Annotated in this window: 12 protein-coding genes, 1 tRNA gene and 1 riboswitch; of the genes, 6 read left to right on the top strand and 7 right to left on the bottom strand. The window is 72.9% G+C overall.

From position 1 onward, the window contains the following. Positions 1–44: 44 nt before the first annotated feature. Entirely contained in the window at positions 45–2,153 is a 2,109-nt protein-coding gene (locus tag ACZ7P3_RS03955) for an asparagine synthase-related protein (RefSeq protein WP_472078768.1), read from the bottom strand. A gap of 769 nt (positions 2,154–2,922) precedes the next feature. Here ACZ7P3_RS03955 and ACZ7P3_RS03950 point away from each other — a divergent pair. The 4 genes from ACZ7P3_RS03950 to ACZ7P3_RS03935 all read left to right on the top strand — a co-directional run bounded on the left by ACZ7P3_RS03950 (position 2,923) and on the right by ACZ7P3_RS03935 (position 8,367). After that, positions 2,923–4,350, top strand: a complete 1,428-nt coding sequence (locus tag ACZ7P3_RS03950) for an MFS transporter (protein ID WP_472078767.1) — start codon at positions 2,923–2,925, stop codon at positions 4,348–4,350. 166 nt (positions 4,351–4,516) lie between these two features. Further along, on the top strand, positions 4,517–5,734 hold the full coding sequence (gene lhgO, locus ACZ7P3_RS03945; protein WP_472078766.1) for an L-2-hydroxyglutarate oxidase: 1,218 nt from the start codon (positions 4,517–4,519) through the stop codon (positions 5,732–5,734). A gap of 436 nt (positions 5,735–6,170) precedes the next feature. Next, on the top strand, positions 6,171–7,031 hold the full coding sequence (trmB, locus tag ACZ7P3_RS03940) for a tRNA (guanosine(46)-N7)-methyltransferase TrmB (protein WP_472078765.1): 861 nt from the start codon (positions 6,171–6,173) through the stop codon (positions 7,029–7,031). Positions 7,032–7,059: 28 nt separating this feature from the next. After that, the gene (locus tag ACZ7P3_RS03935) at positions 7,060–8,367 is read left to right on the top strand and encodes a PrsW family intramembrane metalloprotease (RefSeq protein ID WP_472078764.1); all 1,308 of its coding nucleotides are present in this window, start codon (positions 7,060–7,062) and stop codon (positions 8,365–8,367) included. 159 nt (positions 8,368–8,526) lie between these two features. On the opposite strand, the gene ACZ7P3_RS03930 is transcribed toward ACZ7P3_RS03935, so the two are convergent. From ACZ7P3_RS03930 to ACZ7P3_RS03910, 5 genes are all read right to left on the bottom strand, one after another. Continuing rightward, a complete protein-coding gene (locus ACZ7P3_RS03930) occupies positions 8,527–9,483 on the bottom strand; it encodes an aldo/keto reductase (RefSeq protein ID WP_472078763.1) in 957 nt (318 codons plus the stop codon). Positions 9,484–9,715: 232 nt separating this feature from the next. Then, positions 9,716–10,753: a M23 family metallopeptidase gene (locus tag ACZ7P3_RS03925; RefSeq protein WP_472078762.1), complete on the bottom strand. Its 1,038-nt coding sequence runs from the start codon at positions 10,751–10,753 to the stop codon at positions 9,716–9,718. A 9-nt stretch (positions 10,754–10,762) separates the two neighbouring features. Continuing rightward, positions 10,763–10,929, bottom strand: a riboswitch (cyclic di-AMP (ydaO/yuaA leader). 234 nt (positions 10,930–11,163) lie between these two features. After that, the gene (locus ACZ7P3_RS03920) at positions 11,164–12,360 is read right to left on the bottom strand and encodes a PP2C family protein-serine/threonine phosphatase (RefSeq protein WP_472078761.1); all 1,197 of its coding nucleotides are present in this window, start codon (positions 12,358–12,360) and stop codon (positions 11,164–11,166) included. Positions 12,361–12,583: 223 nt separating this feature from the next. After that, positions 12,584–12,657: transfer RNA gene (locus ACZ7P3_RS03915), tRNA-Met, on the bottom strand. Between the two features lie 132 nt (positions 12,658–12,789). Then, positions 12,790–13,923, bottom strand: coding sequence for a dihydrofolate reductase family protein (locus tag ACZ7P3_RS03910; protein WP_472078821.1), 1,134 nt, complete (start codon positions 13,921–13,923; stop codon positions 12,790–12,792). A 74-nt stretch (positions 13,924–13,997) separates the two neighbouring features. On the opposite strand from ACZ7P3_RS03910, the gene ACZ7P3_RS03905 reads away from it, so the two are divergent. Both ACZ7P3_RS03905 and ACZ7P3_RS03900 read left to right on the top strand, forming a co-directional pair. Then, positions 13,998–14,528, top strand: a complete 531-nt coding sequence (locus ACZ7P3_RS03905) for a MarR family winged helix-turn-helix transcriptional regulator (RefSeq protein ID WP_472078759.1) — start codon at positions 13,998–14,000, stop codon at positions 14,526–14,528. A 264-nt stretch (positions 14,529–14,792) separates the two neighbouring features. Then, a complete protein-coding gene (locus tag ACZ7P3_RS03900) occupies positions 14,793–15,428 on the top strand; it encodes a GTP cyclohydrolase II (protein ID WP_472078758.1) in 636 nt (211 codons plus the stop codon). A 288-nt stretch (positions 15,429–15,716) separates the two neighbouring features. Here ACZ7P3_RS03900 and ACZ7P3_RS03895 read toward each other — a convergent pair whose 3' ends face one another. Further along, complete coding sequence (locus tag ACZ7P3_RS03895; protein ID WP_472078757.1) at positions 15,717–15,971, bottom strand: hypothetical protein; 255 nt, start codon at positions 15,969–15,971, stop codon at positions 15,717–15,719. Positions 15,972–16,038: the final 67 nt, after the last annotated feature.

The following is a 16,038-nucleotide window of genomic DNA, read 5'->3' as shown; positions in this document are numbered from 1 at the left end:
CGCATGGGCACGGGCACGGGGGTTGTCCGCGCGCCCTCCCGGGGTCAGGCTCCCTGCCCGCTCAGCCCGGCGGCTCCCGCGGCGCCCGCGCCCAGTGCGCTCCTGCGCGGTGGGATGCCCGCCGGCACGGCACGCGCGCGTGCGGGTGTGCCTGTCCAGCAGGTGCCCCGGCGGGCCAGGAGGCGGTGGAGCCAGAGTTCGAGGGAGACCAGGTCGGCGAGGCCGTCCAGGGGGAGGGGTTCGCCGGCCGCCGCCGCGCGGACGGCCTTGCGGACCACGCGGGCCTCGACGAGGCCGGCGTCGGCCAGCAGAGGTGTGGCGAAGAGGTCCACCAGGGAGTCGGCGGCCGCACGCAGGCCCGCGCGCGTGGCGGCGGCGGAGGAGGCGTGGGAGGGTGCGCCCCAGCCGGGCGGGAGGTCGGTGACGCCGGCGCCCTCCAGGACCGTGCGCAGGACGGCGGAGCGGGCGCCGGGCTGGACCCGCAGGGCTTCGGGGAGGGCGCGGCAGGCGCGGACGACCTGGTTGTCGAGGAAGGGCGCGTGCAGGCGCTGGGAGCGGACCTCCGCGGCCTGTTCCAGGACGCGCAGATCGGCGGCGGACCGGGCGAGGACCGCGCGGGCGCGGAACTCACCGGGGCGCTGTCCGGATCTCCCTGCCGAGCGGTCTGCCTCGCCCTGGAGCAGAACCGATACTTCAGCCAGCGCCTCCCCGGTCAGCCAGCGCGCCGCCGGCCCGGGTCTCGCCCAGGTGAGCCCGGCGAGGGAGGCGCCGGCCGCCCCGTCGGGGTCGTCGAAGCGGCGCCGCATCAGCCGCTCCGCGAGCAGCTCCAGGCCCGACCGGTAGGGGGTGCGCGCCAGGCGCCGCGCCGCGCCGTACACACGCGCGGGAACCATCACGGAGCCGTCGGCCCGCGCGAGGGCCGCGACCGGCCGGACCAGGTGGCGCCGCTTGCGGTCCATGAGGAGGTCCGCGAGGCGGGCGGGATGGGCGTCGAGGACCTGGCGGGCACCGTGGCCGGTGAAGTGGTCGGCGCTGCCGGCGGCGAGCCGGGCACGATGGCGGGCCGCCGTGACCAGTGAGGGGCCAGGCTCGTCGGTGAGGGGGCCGTCGAGGTCGGCGTAGGGCAGGGTCTCCTCGCCGCCGGTCACCACCACGTGGTGCAGGCGCGGGTTGGCCGCGAGGGTTCCGGCACGCTCCACCTCGGCCTCGCGGCCGCTGACGGCCAGGTCGTTGAAGGTGACGGCGAGCAGCCGCTCGCCCGCGCCGGTGCCGTGGCCGAGCAGCGTGCCCGGCCGACCGGGCAGCCCGGCGGCCAGCAGCGCCAGCGTGCCGGAGGCCGGTCCGCCGGACAGGTCGGCGCCGATTCCCGGGACCGGCATCCCGCGCGCGGCACGGCGCTCGGCGGGGCCCATGCCGGGTACCGGCCCGGGGTCGAGGTCGGGCACGTGCCGGGGCGCCGCCAGGCGCGCGCGTACCGCCTCGACCAGGGCGTCCCGTACGGCGTCCACCGCGCGGTCGGGGTCGGCCGGGGGCGCGGCCACGGCCAGGGAGGCGACCGGCTCGTATCCGGCGATCTCACGTGCACCGGCGCGCAGGACGAGTGCGTGTCCCGGCGGAATGCGCCGCACGCCGTCGTACGGGGTGGTGTCGCGCAGCGCCGCCGGTACCTCCGGGGCGGCGAGCAGGGCCGCGAGATGGCCGAAGTCCAGGTTGGCCTCGACGAGGTCCGCCAGCGGCAGCGCGGCCGTGGCATAGGCCGTGCCACCGGCCCAGGGGGTGTGGAACACCGGGCGGGCGCCCGCGAGATCGCCGCAGACGGTGACGCGGCGGCCCACCTGGACGACGGCCGTGTAGCTGCCGGGCCAGGCCGTCAGATGGCGCAGTGCGCCCCCGCGCGCGGTGAACAGGCCGCGCCGCAGCTCCTCGTCGGAGGCGCCGCAGGTGCCGAGGACGGCGATCCGGGTCTGCGCGTCGGCGTTCACCACACGCACCTCGTCCGGGCGCCAGTCACCCACGGCCCACAGGGGATCGGGATCGCCCCACAGGAGCTGGGAGCCGACGGGGTGCAGGGCCTCGCCGTCGTATCCGGTGGCACCCGCGGAGCCGATCGCGGCGCCCGCGGCGGTGCTGCTCCAACCCACCAACCACCGCATCGACGCCTCCACAGGCTGTGGACAACCAGTGCACGGTACGAACCGGATCCCCATGCTGCCATGAAGAACGCGCCGTGGAGGGACGGTGACGCGGCCTTCGGTCGAGGGAAAGCCGCGGGGAAGCCGCCGGAACGGCGGGGGAAGCCGGCGCCGGAGGCCCTGGCGAACCCCCGTACGGTGAACGGCGGGTGAGGGCGGGCGGGAGCCGGGAGGGCCGGGACCGTAACGACGGGTGCGACGCGAATGCGCCCCCGATACGCTCCCCAAGAACGCCCTTCGCGCCCTCAAGTCCCTTGGTAGCAGCGGAAATCATCCATGAAGGGCGGGGTCGATTTTCGGCCAAATCCGTGACGGCCGCGCAAAAATGAGCACGCTCCGTACAGGCCTTCGGTGCGCACAGCAGTGCGAACACGCGCACAGTCCGGGAGGCGGGCATCGCCTCCCGGACCGGTCCGCCACCCGCGGGGATGAAGGTGGCGGTGTCCCCCAGCCCGCTGGATCCAGTACAGCGGGCCGACCCACGCAAGAGCCATGGAACCGCTCCCCCGGTGGCCGGAGAAGAGCGCACGGACGGGCGCACGGCCACACGGGCGGGGGCACGCCGCGACAGCGTGTGCACGGTGCGTACAGGGCCGTACTCCCGTACGGACCACAATCCCGCCATCCGGAACAATGCCCCTTAACGCTTGGGATGCGGCGAACTACGCTGGGTTTACGAATGCCGCACGGTTATGCCAGCGCGGCAGCCGTCTGTGTCGAGGGGTGACGCATGTCCAGGGAGCAACGCGGGCCGAACGACAAACTCGGCACCGTTCTCGCCCTCGCGGGAATCAGCAACGCAGGACTCGCGCGACGCGTCAACGATCTTGGCGCACAACGCGGGTTGACTCTTCGCTACGACAAGACCTCGGTGGCGCGCTGGGTGTCGAAGGGGATGGTGCCGCAGGGTGCGGCGCCGCACCTCATCGCGGCCGCCATCGGCCAGAAGCTCGGCCGCCCGGTACCGCTCCACGAGATCGGCCTGGCGGATGCGGATCCCGCCCCGGAGGTGGGCCTCGCCTTCCCCAGAGACGTAGGACAGGCGGTGAAATCGGCCACCGAGCTGTACCGGCTCGACCTCGCCGGACGCCGGGCCGGCTCCGGCGGCATCTGGCAGTCGCTCGCCGGGTCGTTCGCAGTGAGCGCATACGCAACGCCCGCCTCACGTTGGCTGATAACCCCCGCCGACAGCTCGGTCGCGCGGGAGGCGAACTCTGCCGAGGGCTCCGGCGCACCGATCAAAGTCGGCCACAGCGATGTGCAGAAGCTGCGGGAGGCCGCCGAGGACGCCAGGCGCTGGGACTCCAAATACGGAGGCGGCGACTGGCGTTCGTCCATGGTGCCGGAGTGTCTGCGGGTGGAGGCGGCGCCGCTGCTGCTCGGCTCGTACTCCGACGAAGTGGGCCGCGCCCTGTTCGGGGCCGCGGCGGAACTCACCCGGCTGGCCGGCTGGATGGCCTTCGACACCGGCCAGCAGGAGGCCGCGCAGCGGTACTACATCCAGGCACTGCGGCTCGCGCGCGCGGCCGCGGACGTCCCCCTCGGGGGATACGTGCTGGCCTCCATGTCGCTGCAGGCGACCTACCGGGGCTTCGGCGACGAGGGGGTGGATCTCGCGCAGGCCGCCCTGGAGCGCAACCGGGGGCTGGCGACCTCACGCACCATGAGCTTCTTCCGGCTGATCGAGGCGCGGGCGCACGCGCGCGCGGGAGACGCGCAGGCCGCCGGCGCGGCACTGAAGGCGGCCGAGGGCTGGCTCGAGCGGTCCAGGGAAGGTGACAACGATCCTACTTGGCTTGGTTTTTATGGATACGACCGGTTTGCCGCCGATGCGGCGGAGTGCTACCGCGATCTGAAGGCGCCGCGGCAGGTGCGGCGGTTCACCGAGCAGGCACTGTCCAAGCCGACCGAGGAATTCGTGCGCTCGCACGGGCTGCGGCTGGTGGTCTCCGCCGTCGCCGAGCTGGAGTCCGGGAACCTCGATGCGGCCTGTGAGCAAGGGGTGCGGGCCGTGGAAGTGGCCGGGCGGATCTCCTCGGCCCGGACCACGGAGTACGTGAAGGACCTTCTGCACCGGCTGGAGCCTTATGGGGATGAGCCTCGGGTGGTGGAACTGCGGGAGCGGGCCCGGCCTCTTTTGATGATGGCCCCGGCGTAGGCGCAGCGCCGCGGGCCGGCTTCCGATGTGTCCGCCCGGCCGCCGTGCTCTCGGGCCGCGGGCCGTTCTGCGGCTGCCCGCGCAGGTCCCCGCGGCCCCGGGGCGCGCCGTGCCTTCCGGTGTTTGAAGGCTGTGTCAGTGGCGCAGTGCACTATCGAGTCGGGAGGTGGTGCAGGTGCGGGTGGGTGCGTACGACTGTGATGTGCTCGTGGTCGGGGGCGGAATCGTCGGGCTGTCCACGGCGTATGCGATCACGCGGGGCGCGCCGGGTACGCGGGTGACCGTGCTGGAGAAGGAACCGGGCCCGGCCCGGCACCAGACGGGGCGCAACAGCGGGGTCATCCACAGCGGGATCTACTACCGGCCGGGCTCGCTCAAGGCGCGCTACGCGGTGCGGGGCGCCGCCGAGATGGTGAAGTTCTGCGCCGAGTACGGCATCGCGCACGCCGTCACCGGAAAGCTGATCGTCGCCACCGGGCGCGAGGAGCTGCCCCGGCTGCACGCCCTCGTGCAGCGCGGGCGGGAGAACGGGATCCCCGTCCGGGAGCTGGGCGCCGCACAGATCGGCGACTACGAACCGGAGGTGCGCGGACTGGCGGCCATACACGTCGGGACGACGGGTGTGTGCGACTTCGTGGGTGTCGCACGGCAGCTGGCGCGGGCCTCGGGGGCGGAGATCCGGTACGGCGCGCGGGTCGTACGGGTGGACCGGCGGCCGGAGCGGGGCGTGGCCGTGCTGACCGCGGGCGGGGACGTCGTGCGCGGGCGGGTGCTGGTGAACTGCGCCGGGCTGTACTGCGACGAGGTGGCGCGGCTGACCGGGGACGAGCCCGGGGTGCGGATCGTGCCGTTCCGCGGGGAGTACTACGAGCTGGCACGGCCCGAGCTGGTGCGGGGACTGGTGTATCCGGTGCCGGATCCGGCGTTCCCGTTCCTCGGGGTGCATCTGACCCGGGGCATCGACGGAGGGGTGCACATCGGACCCAACGCGGTGCCGGCGCTGGCCCGGGAGGGGTACGGGTGGGGGGTCGTACGGCCCCGGGAGCTGGCCGGGACGGTGGCCTGGCCGGGGTCGTGGGTGATCGCCAGGCGGCACTGGCGGTACGGGGCGGGGGAGCTGCGGCGGTCGGTGTCGAAGGGGGCTTTCCTCGGAGCCGTGCGGAGGCTGCTGCCCGCGGTGGAGGAGGGGGATCTGGTGCGGGCCCCTGCCGGGGTGCGGGCGCAGGCGGTGTTGCGGGACGGGACGCTGGTGGACGACTTCCTGATCCGGGAGGGGGCCCGGGCCGTCCATGTGCTGAACGCGCCGTCTCCTGCGGCCACCGCGTCCCTGCCGATCGGGCGGGAGGTCGGGCGGCGGGCGCTGGAGATGCTCGGGTCGGTGTGACGCCGATGTGACGCCGGCGTGAGGTCGCCCTGTGCTCCGGGCACCGCCCCAGTGGGCTCCGCCCCCTGGCCCCCCGGCCCTTGCCCACCCACCACCCGACTCTGTGGGCAGGAAAGTCACCTGCCCGCCCGTCCCGGAGGGCAGGAAGATCACCGGGCCGCCCGTCCCGGTGAGCAGGAAGGTCACCGGTCCACCCGACACTGTGGGCAGGAAAGTCACCGGGGCACCCGACACTGTGGGCAGGAAGATCACCGGGGCACCCGACACTGTGGGCAGGAAGATCACCGGCCCGCCGGACGCGGTGAGCAGGAAGACCACCGGTCCACCCGGCCCGCGCGGGCCGAAAGGGCGGGTGCCCGCCCGGCTCCCTGGGCCGGAAGATCGCCGGCTTGCCCGGCTCGGCAGGGCGAGAGGGCGCCGTAAAATCGGTGTCACTGTGTCTGACTCCCTGAATGCCTCCAGAGCCCTGCCGTCCGCCACCGGCGAGTCGGCGTCCGTGCATGTCCCCGGTGAGTCCGTTCGGCACACCCGGGGCAAAGGGGAGCCGCGGTTCCCGGACGGGCCCAAGGCCGATCCCGCCGGGTCGCACTTCGAACGGCGGATCCGGAGTTTTCAGCCGCGCCGGAGCCGGGTGACGGCCGGGCAGGCCGATGCGCTGCAGCGGCTGTGGCCCACGTGGGGGCTGGACATCGACGGGCAGGACGTCATCGATCTCGAAGAGATGTTCGGGAACGGCAATCCCGTCGTGCTCGAGATCGGCTTCGGGATGGGCGAGGCCACCGCGCAGATGGCCGCCGGGGACCCGGACACCAACCTCCTCGCCGTCGACGTGCACACGCCGGGGCAAGGGAATCTGCTCAATCTCGCCCACCAGAACGGGCTGTCCAACATCCGGGTGGGCAACGGGGACGCCATCATCCTGCTCAGGGAGATGCTCCGGCCCGACTCGCTCGACGGCCTGCGCGTGTACTTCCCGGACCCCTGGCCCAAGAAGCGGCACCACAAGCGGCGGCTGATCCAGCCCGAGTTCCTGTCACTGGCCGCGACCCGGCTGAAGCCGGGGGCGATCGTGCACTGCGCGACGGACTGGGAGCCGTATGCCGAGCAGATGCTGGAGGTGCTCACCGCGCACCCGGACTTCGAGAACACCCAGGCCGACGGCGGTTTCGCGCCGCGTCCCGAGTTCCGGCCGCTGACCCGTTTCGAGGGACAGGGACTGGACAAGGGACATGTGGTGAACGATCTGCTCTTTCGCCGCGTACCGCATCAGGACCACAGGACCAGTAGCGAGCAGTAGCGACCAGTAGCGACCAGAGGTCGATGCCTTGGCCACCAGCCCTCCGTACCCGACCTTTTCCCCCGGCCCCGGCCCCGGACGCGGAGCGCATCCGCACTGGTGGCAGCGCCGGTGGGTGCGTTACGGAGCACTGATCACGCTGCTGGCGCTGTCGGGTCTGGTGATCCTCGCGCTGGTGCGCCGGCAGACCGGCACGGAGGGTTTCCTGGTCGGGCTCGGACTGGCCGTCCTGCCCGTGCCATGGCTGATAGCCGCCTTCCGTTGGCTGGACCGGGTCGAGCCGGGCCCCTGGCGCAACCTGGTCTTCGCGTTCGCCTGGGGTGCCTGCGCGGCGGCGCTGATCGCCATCGTGGCCAACAGCTTCGCGACGAAGTGGATCGCCACGGCGACCGCCGACCCCGCCGGTGCCGACACGCTCGGCGCGACCGTGATAGCGCCGGTCGTGGAGGAGTCCGCCAAGGCCGCGGCGGTGCTGCTCGTCTTCCTGTTCCGCCGGCGGGACTTCACCGGGATCGTCGACGGTGTCGTGATAGCCGGGATCACCGCGACCGGGTTCGCCTTCACCGAGAACATCCTCTATCTGGGCACGGCCTTCGGGACCGATCAGCTCAGCGGTGACCGCGGCATCGCCTCCGTCACCGCCGCCACCTTCTTCGTGCGCATCGTGATGTCGCCGTTCGCGCACCCCCTGTTCACCGTGCTCACCGGCATCGGCTTCGGCCTGTCCGCGCTCTCGGCGGAGAGGCAGCACACCCGCCGCGTGCTGATCCCGCTCGGCGGGCTGCTGCTCGCGATGGGCACGCACGCGTTCTGGAACGGTTCCTCGAGCTTCGGCGAGTACGGCTTCTTCGCCGTCTACGGCGGCTTCATGGTGCCCGCGTTCGGGCTGCTGACCTGGCTGGCGGTCTGGACCCGGCAACGCGAGCTGCGGACCGTGCGGGAGGAGCTGCCCGCGTATGTGTACGCCGGGTGGCTGGGGCCGGCCGAGCCGTTCGTGCTCGGGTCGATGCGGGCGCGGCGGATGGCCCGGAACCATGCGCGCCGGCACTTCGGGGGGCGGCCCGCGGCGCGGACGGTGGCGCAGTACGAGGCGTACGCCACCTCGCTGGCGTTCCTGCGGCAGCGGGCGCGGCGCGGGCGGGCCGGAGCCGACTTCGCCGTACGGGAACGGGAACTGCTCGGCGAGCTGTGGAGGCGCCGGGAGGTGGCCCGGCCGGCGCTCGATCACGCGGCACGGGCCACCGCGCCGGCCCAGCCGCCGTACGGGGCACCGGCGGCCTACTGGTACGGCTGTCCGGCGGCGCCCCATCCCGCGTACAACCCGTATCGGTCGTAACCGGATCGGCTACGGACAGCCAGCACGGCACCGCCGGAACGCTCCGCGGTGGCCGATCGCCGTTGCGGCTGGACCAGCGGGCTGGACCAGCGGCTGCCGCAAGCGACCGGGGGCGGTGAGGAGCGGGGCGGGCCCGCACCCGTGCTGAGGGGGCTGCGGTCAGGCCGATGCCTCGGTCAGCCTCTTCTCTTCTTCCTCGGTCAGCCGCAGCTCGGCCACGCCCAGCAGGGCCGGAAGCTGTTCCGGTGTCCGTGCCGAGGCGATCGGTGCCGCCACCGTGGGCCGGGCGGCCAGCCAGGCGAGGGCGACCGTGGCCACGGGGGCCCCGTGGGCGGCGGCGATCTCGTCCAGCACCGCGAGGACCCGCCGGCCTCGTTCGGATCCGAGGTGCCTGGCGGCCGAGCCGGCGCGGGCGCTGTCGACCGTCGCACCGGGGCGGTACTTGCCGGTGAGGAAGCCGGAGGCGAGGGCGTAGTAGGGGACGGCCGCGAGGCCCTCTCGGGCGGCGAGGTCCTGGAGCGGGCCCTCGTAGGTCTCGCGGGAGACCAGGTTGTAGTGCGGCTGGAGGGCGACGTACCGGGCCAGGCCCTCGCGCTCGGAGAAGTCCAGGGAGGCCTGGAGCCGCTCGGGGGTGATGTTGGAGGCGGCGATGTGCCGGACCTTGCCCGCCTTCACCAGCTCGTCGAGGGCTCCGATGATCTCCTCGACCGGGACCTCGGGCTTGTCGTAGTGGGTGTAGTAGAGGTCGATGTGGTCGGTGCCCAGGCGGCGCAGGGAGGCGTCGGCGGCGGCCTTGATGTTCGCCGCGGACAGGCCCCGGTACTCCGGGTGCTGGCTGACCTTGGTGGCGACGACGACGTCGGAGCGGTTGCCGCGGGCCTTGATCCACTTGCCGATGATCGTCTCGGACTCGCCGCCCTTGTTGCCCTCGGCCCACGCCGAGTAGGTGTCGGCGGTGTCGATGAAGTTGCCGCCGGCGGCGGTGTAGGCGTCGAGGACGGCGAAGGAGGCCTCCTCGTCCGCGGTCCAGCCGAAGACGTTGCCGCCGAGGGCCAGCGGGAAGACCTGGAGGTCGGAGGAGCCCAGTGGGCGCAGAGAGGCATGGGAGCGGGTCATGCCCCGATCAACGATCACGTCCGCCCCGCACATTCCTCGACTGCCGCGAACGATGTATGAGCGGTCACTGCGGACGACGTGTGAGCGATCGCTGCGGACGACGTGTGAGCGATCGCTGCGAACGGCGTGTGAGCGGTCGCTGCGGACGACGTGTGGGCGCGCGACCGGCAGCCTTGACGTCAGGGCTGCCGGGGACCGGATGAGGGGACGGTGGGGCGCGGGGCGCCGTCGGTCAGGGGGTGAGGCCCTTGCCGTGCAGCCACGCCATCGGGTCGATGCCGGTGGGCTGGCCGCCCGGGTGGACCTCCAGGTGGACGTGCGGGCCGGTGACGTTGCCGGTGGCGCCGACGCGGCCGATCACATCGCCGGTGCCGACCTTCTGGCCGACCTTGACGTTGATCGAGGACTGGTGGCAGAACCACAGCTCGGTGCCGTCGTCCAGGGTGAGGATGGTGCGGTAGCCGTAGGCGCCGGCCCAGCCCGCCTCGGTGATGGTGCCGCCGTGGATGGCCTTGATGAGGGTGCCCGTGGGTGCGGCGAAGTCCAGGCCGGTGTGGTAGCCGGAGGACCACATCGAGCCGGGCTGGCCGAAGGTGCCGGTGATCGTGTACGAGACGACCGGCAGGGTGTACTGCTTGGCCAGCTCGGCCAGGCGCTCCTCCTCGGCCTTCTTCTTGGCGTCGGCCTGCGCCTTCTCCTTGGCGTCGGCGGCCTTGGCGGCGGCTGCCTTCTCCGCCTTGGCGGCCGCGTCGGCGGTCTGCTTCTCGGCGGCGGCGAGGACGGCCGCGGTGGCCTTGCTGTCGGCCTTGCTCTGCTGCTGCTCGGCCTGCGCCATGATCCGGTTGCGCAGGGCCTCGCCCGCGTTGCCGTCCTCGTCGCTGTCGGCGGAGGCCGTGCCGACGTGGCTGAGCGAGGCCGTGGTGGCCTTGTGTGCGTCGGAGGCGGAGGAGTCGTCGAACAGCGAGCCGACGGAGGGCAGGTCGGGCATGGAGAGGGACACCGGCGGCTTGCCGGTGTGGGCGCTGGCCATGCCGCCCGCGCCGACGGCGGCTATGACGCCGACGCCGAGCACGGTGGAGCTGCGGGCGAGTCCGCCGCCGCGCTGCTTGGCGACGCGGTGCCGGCCGCGTACGGGGCGGATGGAGTCCTCGGTGGGATTCCACTCCTCCCAGGGGCCCTCTTCGGTGCGGTGGTCGCCGTAGCCGAAGGACTCGGTCTCGCGCTGAGCCGGGACGAACGGGGCTTCTGGGGCAGGCCGGTTGGACGCCACGCGGGCGTACTCCTTTCCTTCCTCCGCCTACCGGGTTAGCTGACGGGTTCGGAGCAGGAAGGTCTCCTACGCGCGTATACCGGTCGTGGACTCAAGCAGTTCACGACGGCATCCGCGTGATTCACCCCAAGGTGGTGGTTCCCCGGTTCCCTTGCAGGATTCGGCGCGTGCGCACGGAGCCGTCTCGGGTGACGGCTGGGACGACCGCGCTGCGTTATCGAACGTTAATAGACCCACCTGTGAGATTCCAAGCCGTTCGGCTTGATCATTAACGTTCTTCGACCAGGACGTACGGGCTACGACCGGTGGAAAACGGACTAGTTGACCGATGTTCAGGAGTGACAGACGTTTTGATGGTGACTCAGATGTTATGCGGAGGGCTTCCGTCCGCTCACCGTCGGTGACTGCGCTCAGGGCCTTCGTACGGCCAGCAGCGCCATGTCGTCCGTCATCCCGCCCCCGGAGTGCCGGCGCACCTCCACGGCCAGCCGCCCCAGCAGGGCACCCGGGTCGAGGCAGCGGCGCCCGGCGAGCCGCCGGGCGGGATCGTAGAAGCGGCCGTGGGCGTCGCGGGCCTCGGACAGACCGTCGGTGTGGAGCAGCAGGACGGCGCCCTCCGGGAAGCCGTACTCGATCGCACGGTCGGGCCACCGGCCCAGGTCGCTCATGCCGAGCGGCAGCGCGGGCTCATACCCGTCCAGGACGCGCAGGGTGCCGTCGTCGTGCAGCAGGAGCGGCGGCGGATGGCCGCGGTTGACGATCCGTACGACCCCTTCGCCGTGCGGGAGTTCGGCGAGGACGGCGGTCGTGAAGCCCTCGAAGGCGTCGAGCCCCTCCCGCCGCGTGCCCTCACGGGCCAGGGCCCGCTCCAGCCGCTCGGCCACCGCCTCCAGCGTGGCCTCCTGCTCGGCGGCCTCCCGGAACGCCCCGATCACCACGGCGACGGCGGCGACCGCCCCGATGCCCTTGCCGCGCACGTCCCCGACGACCAGCCGTACGCCGTAGGGGCTGTCCTGCACCGCGTACAGGTCGCCGCCGATGAAGGCGTCCTGCTGGGCGGCCTCGTAGCGGGCCGCGATGTCGAAGCCGGCGATGCGGGCGGCAGGTTCGGGCAGCACGGCCCGCTGGGCGGCCTCGGCGATCTCCCGGGCGGAGGCCAGCCGCTGGTCGCCCAGGCGCACGACCTGGTTGATGGCGGCGGCCAGCACGGCGACCGTGGCCACCGTGAACACCTCGGTGAAGGTGCTCGCGTCCGGGTGCAGGCCGTACCGGGCGTGTACGGCGACGGTGGCGGCCAGGGCGGCGAGGCCCGTGAGCACCGTGGTGCGCAGCGAGGACAGCGGCGCGGCGATCAGCGGGGCGGCGGTGAAGAAGGGGACTGCGGTGAAGGCGCGCGGGGTGAGGAAGTCGTACAGGATCCCGCCGCCGATCAGCAGTGCGGGCAGGGCGCGGGCCAGGGTGCGCGGGGTCGGGCGGCGGCCGCGGCGCCGTGCCGGCGGGCGGGGCGCGGGACGTCCGCCCGGACCGGGGTCCGGGACGGGGTCTCCGGGGAGCCTGCCGCCTGCCCTGGCATACGGGCTCTCCTCCTCCACCTCACCAGGGCGCACTGCTCGTCTCCCGTGTTCTTGACGTACGCCCAGCGTGGCGGGAGGAAAAACGGCGGGCGACTGCTGTGGACCGAGCGGATGACCGACTGTGATGTACACCACTTGGTAATCCGGGAAGGCCGCGCTGCGGGAACGGCCGGGGGAAACACGGGGCCACACCGGAAAGCTCGGGAAAACACTCAGGGCCGGAATCCATTGCTGGATTCCGGCCCTGAGCCTTCAGTAGCGGGGACAGGATTTGAACCTGCGACCTCTGGGTTATGAGCCCAGCGAGCTACCGAGCTGCTCCACCCCGCGTCGTTGTGTCTCTACTGTACTCCATGTTCAGGGTGCCGAGCACACGGGTTGATCCGCGGCGCCGCCCAGGGCAGCACATACGCCTTCGGCGCCCCGGCCCGTTCGCCGCGCCCAGGACGGCATCCGCCGCGCTCAGGACAGCAAATGCGCGTTCGGCGCCTTGGCCCGTCCCTCCTGCTCCGGCAGCAGTACGACCTCCACGCCCGCACTCGTCAGCACCCCGGTCCCGTCGGCCGCCGTCACGAACGTGTCCGGCTCCCGCCAGGCCGTGACCACCCGGCGCACCCCCGCCCGCAGGATCAGCTCGGCGCAGGGTGCGGGGCGGGAGGCGCGGCGGGAGCAGGGTTCGAGGCTGCTGTAGACCGTGGCGCCGGCCAGGCGCGGGTCCGCGGGGTCGAGCTTGGCGAGGGCCGCCTCCTCCGCGTGGACCACGGGGTCGCCGCCCTCGCGCGAGTGGCCGCGCGCCAGCTCGGTGCCGTCGGCGGCGACCACCACCGCGCCGACGCTGAAGGCCGTCCCGGAGGGCGGGCACAGGGCGGCCAGGTCGCAGGCGGTGCGCAGCCAGTGGCGGTCGGCGGCGACGGGCAGGGGGCCGGTGCCGGGGGCGGTGGGCTCGTAGTGCATGAGGACGACGTCCTCGATGCGGCGGGTCCCGGTGAGCCGGAGCCGGCCGCCCTGGTACGCCCCCGGGCCGAACAGGCGCGGTGCCGCCGGGTCGCCGACGAACAGCGGGGCGAGGACCAGCTGGAGTTCGTCGGCGAGGCCCTGGTGGAGCAGCTGGGTGTGGACGGTTCCGCCGCCCTCGACCATCAGGCGCCGCACGCCGCGCACGTCGTGCAGGTGCTCCAGCAGCGCGCGCCAGTCGAGGGCGGGGCCGAGGGAGACCACCTCGGCGGTCCGGCCGAGGGCGCGGGAGGCCCGCTCGGCGCCCCGGTCGGTCGTGTACACGAGCTTCTCGCCGCCCGTGTGCCAGAAGTTCGCGGCCGGGTCGAGGTCGCCGGTGGCGGTGACGGTGACCTTCAGCGGGTACGCGGCCCTGCCGTCGGCCACCCGGGCCGCGCGGCGCTCGGGGGAGTTCACCAGCAGGCGCGGGTTGTCGGCGCGGATGGTGCCGGCGCCGATCAGGATGGCGTCGACCGAGGCCCGCACCTCGTCGACCCGGTCGAAGTCGGCCGGGCTGGACAGCAGGAGCCGTTCGGGACCGGTGTCGTCCAGGTAGCCGTCGAGGGAGACGGCGGCGGACAGCAGGACGTACGGGTACGGCATCGGCGCGGTCTCCCTGGCGAAGGCGGAGGACTGTCGGTCTTGGTTCAAGTTTGAAACAAACTTACACTGGCGGCATGACGACCCGCTGGCTCACCCCCGAGGAGCAGCGCGCCTGGCGCGCCTACATCGCCGCCTCCCAGCTCCTGGAGGACGCGATCGACCGGCAGCTCCAGCAGGAGGCCGGCATGCCCCACCTGTTCTACTCCGTGCTGGCCAACCTCTCCGAGGCGCCCGACCGGCGGCTGCGCATGACCGACCTCGCCGAGAAGCTGAAGATCACCCGCAGCAGGCTGACGTACGCGGTGACCAGGCTGGAGAGGGACGGGATGGTCCGGCGCGAGAACTGCCCCTGGGACAAGCGCAGCAGCCTCGCGGTGCTGACCGACGCGGGGACGGCCGTGCTGGAGCGCACGGCACCCGGGCACGTGGAGACGGTCCGCGCGACCCTCTTCGACCGGCTCACGCCGGAGCAGGTGCGGCAGCTGGAGGAGATCTGCACGGGGATCACCCACGGGCTGCAGGGGGACGGCGCCGAGGCCGGGGCGGGCGACGTCCCCTGGCGACGCCGTTCGTCCTGTTCGTCGTCCCGGCCCGAGAACCCCTGAGGCACAGCCCCGGGCCGGCACAGCCTCTGTGGCGCAGCCCCGGGTCCACAGCCTCTGCGGCACAGTCCCGGGCCGAGAACCCCTGAGGCGCGGTCCCGGCCGGGCCGACAGCCTCTGCGGCACAGTCCCTACGGAGAGCTCCCGAGGCGCACGGGGTCACACGGGGTCACACGGGAAACCCGTTGCTTTAACTTTTAAGCATGGGGTAGGGTCGCTCGCGATCCACTGTTTCAAATCTGAAGCAACCGTCCCGGAGGGACCCGCATGCCCGACACCCCCGCCGCCACGCAGCGCGCCCGCGTCCGGGTACCGCTGCGCTTCGCCGACGGCTACCGCGTCGACGCCGAACTCGTCACCTTCCACGGCCTCGCCGACGGCCAGGAGCACATCGCCGTCGTCCTCGGCGACCCCGGCCCCACACCCCTGGTGCGCCTGCACTCCGAGTGCCTGACCGGGGACGTCTTCGGCTCGGCACGCTGCGACTGCGGTCCCCAGCTGCGCGAGGCGGTCGAGCGCATCGCCGACCGCGGGGGCGTCCTGCTCTACCTGCGTCAGGAAGGGCGCGGCATCGGCCTGTACAACAAGCTCGACGCCTACGCCCTCCAGGACCAGGGCCTCGACACCTACGAGGCGAACGCCGCGCTCGGCCTCCCGGAGGACGCCCGCGACTACACGGCAGCCGCACAGATGCTGCGGGCCCTCGGCATCGGCGAGCTGGACCTGCTGTCCAACAACCCCGACAAGGCCGAGCAGTTGCGCTCGCTCGGGGTGGTCGTCCGCGACCGGGTGCCGACCGGCGTCTTCACCACGGCGCACAACGTCCGTTACCTCCGCGCGAAGGTCCTGCAGACCCAGCACACGCTGCCGCTCGCGGAGTTGACCGAACTGAACGCGGGCTGACGTCGGACCCGCGGGGAACGGGACGGCGCGGGGGCCGGGACAGCGCGGGGCCGGGACAGCGCGGGGGGCCGGGACGGCGCAGGGCCAGGGACGGCGCGGGAGCCAGGACGGCGCAGGGCCAGGGACGGCTCAGGGGCCGGGACGGTGCAGGTACCGGGACGGCGCAGGTACCGGGACGGCGCAGGGCCGAGAGTGACGTGCGTGACGCCGAAGCGACCGGCCGGATCCCGGCCCGCCGTACCCGGCGACACCGAGAGCACCGCCGCCTCTCTCCCCCCTGCCCGGCGACTACCTGTCCGGCCGCTCCTCCGCCCCTCTCTCGACGGACCGGGGCATCTCCTGGCGCACATCCGACTCGGCGAGCGGAGCGACCGGCGGCCGGCCGGCGCGCCATGCCGAGTACAGACCCGTCAGCGAGATGGTCACTGCGGCCAGAGACTCTGGCGACAGCCCGAGGGCCACGAGCGTGACGCCGGTCGCGAGCACCATGACGAAGGCAACCAGGTCCAGGGCGGGCGAGCGACGGAGCGAAGTGGGGCGCATGGGCACGGGAGTCCTCTCGGTTCGGGCTAAGTGATCAGGTTTCCTTTCTGGCGTCTTCCGCACTAGC

Source organism: Streptomyces sp. NPDC107581 (genome assembly GCF_055657175.1).
Note: the sequence above shows the minus strand (reverse complement) of the source record. Positions and strands in the feature narration are given on the sequence as shown.

Excerpts from the sequence above, each read along its gene's own strand:
- ACZ7P3_RS03930 (WP_472078763.1), bottom strand. The coding sequence starts at position 9,483 with ATGACCCGCTCCCATGCCTCTCTGCGCCCACTGGGCTCCTCCGACCTC.
- ACZ7P3_RS03900 (WP_472078758.1), top strand. The coding sequence starts at position 14,793 with ATGCCCGACACCCCCGCCGCCACGCAGCGCGCCCGCGTCCGGGTACCG.
- ACZ7P3_RS03910 (WP_472078821.1), bottom strand. The coding sequence starts at position 13,923 with ATGCCGTACCCGTACGTCCTGCTGTCCGCCGCCGTCTCCCTCGACGGC.
- ACZ7P3_RS03955 (WP_472078768.1), bottom strand. The coding sequence starts at position 2,153 with ATGCGGTGGTTGGTGGGTTGGAGCAGCACCGCCGCGGGCGCCGCGATC.
- ACZ7P3_RS03895 (WP_472078757.1), bottom strand. The coding sequence starts at position 15,971 with ATGCGCCCCACTTCGCTCCGTCGCTCGCCCGCCCTGGACCTGGTTGCC.
- ACZ7P3_RS03905 (WP_472078759.1), top strand. The coding sequence starts at position 13,998 with ATGACGACCCGCTGGCTCACCCCCGAGGAGCAGCGCGCCTGGCGCGCC.
- ACZ7P3_RS03950 (WP_472078767.1), top strand. The coding sequence starts at position 2,923 with ATGTCCAGGGAGCAACGCGGGCCGAACGACAAACTCGGCACCGTTCTC.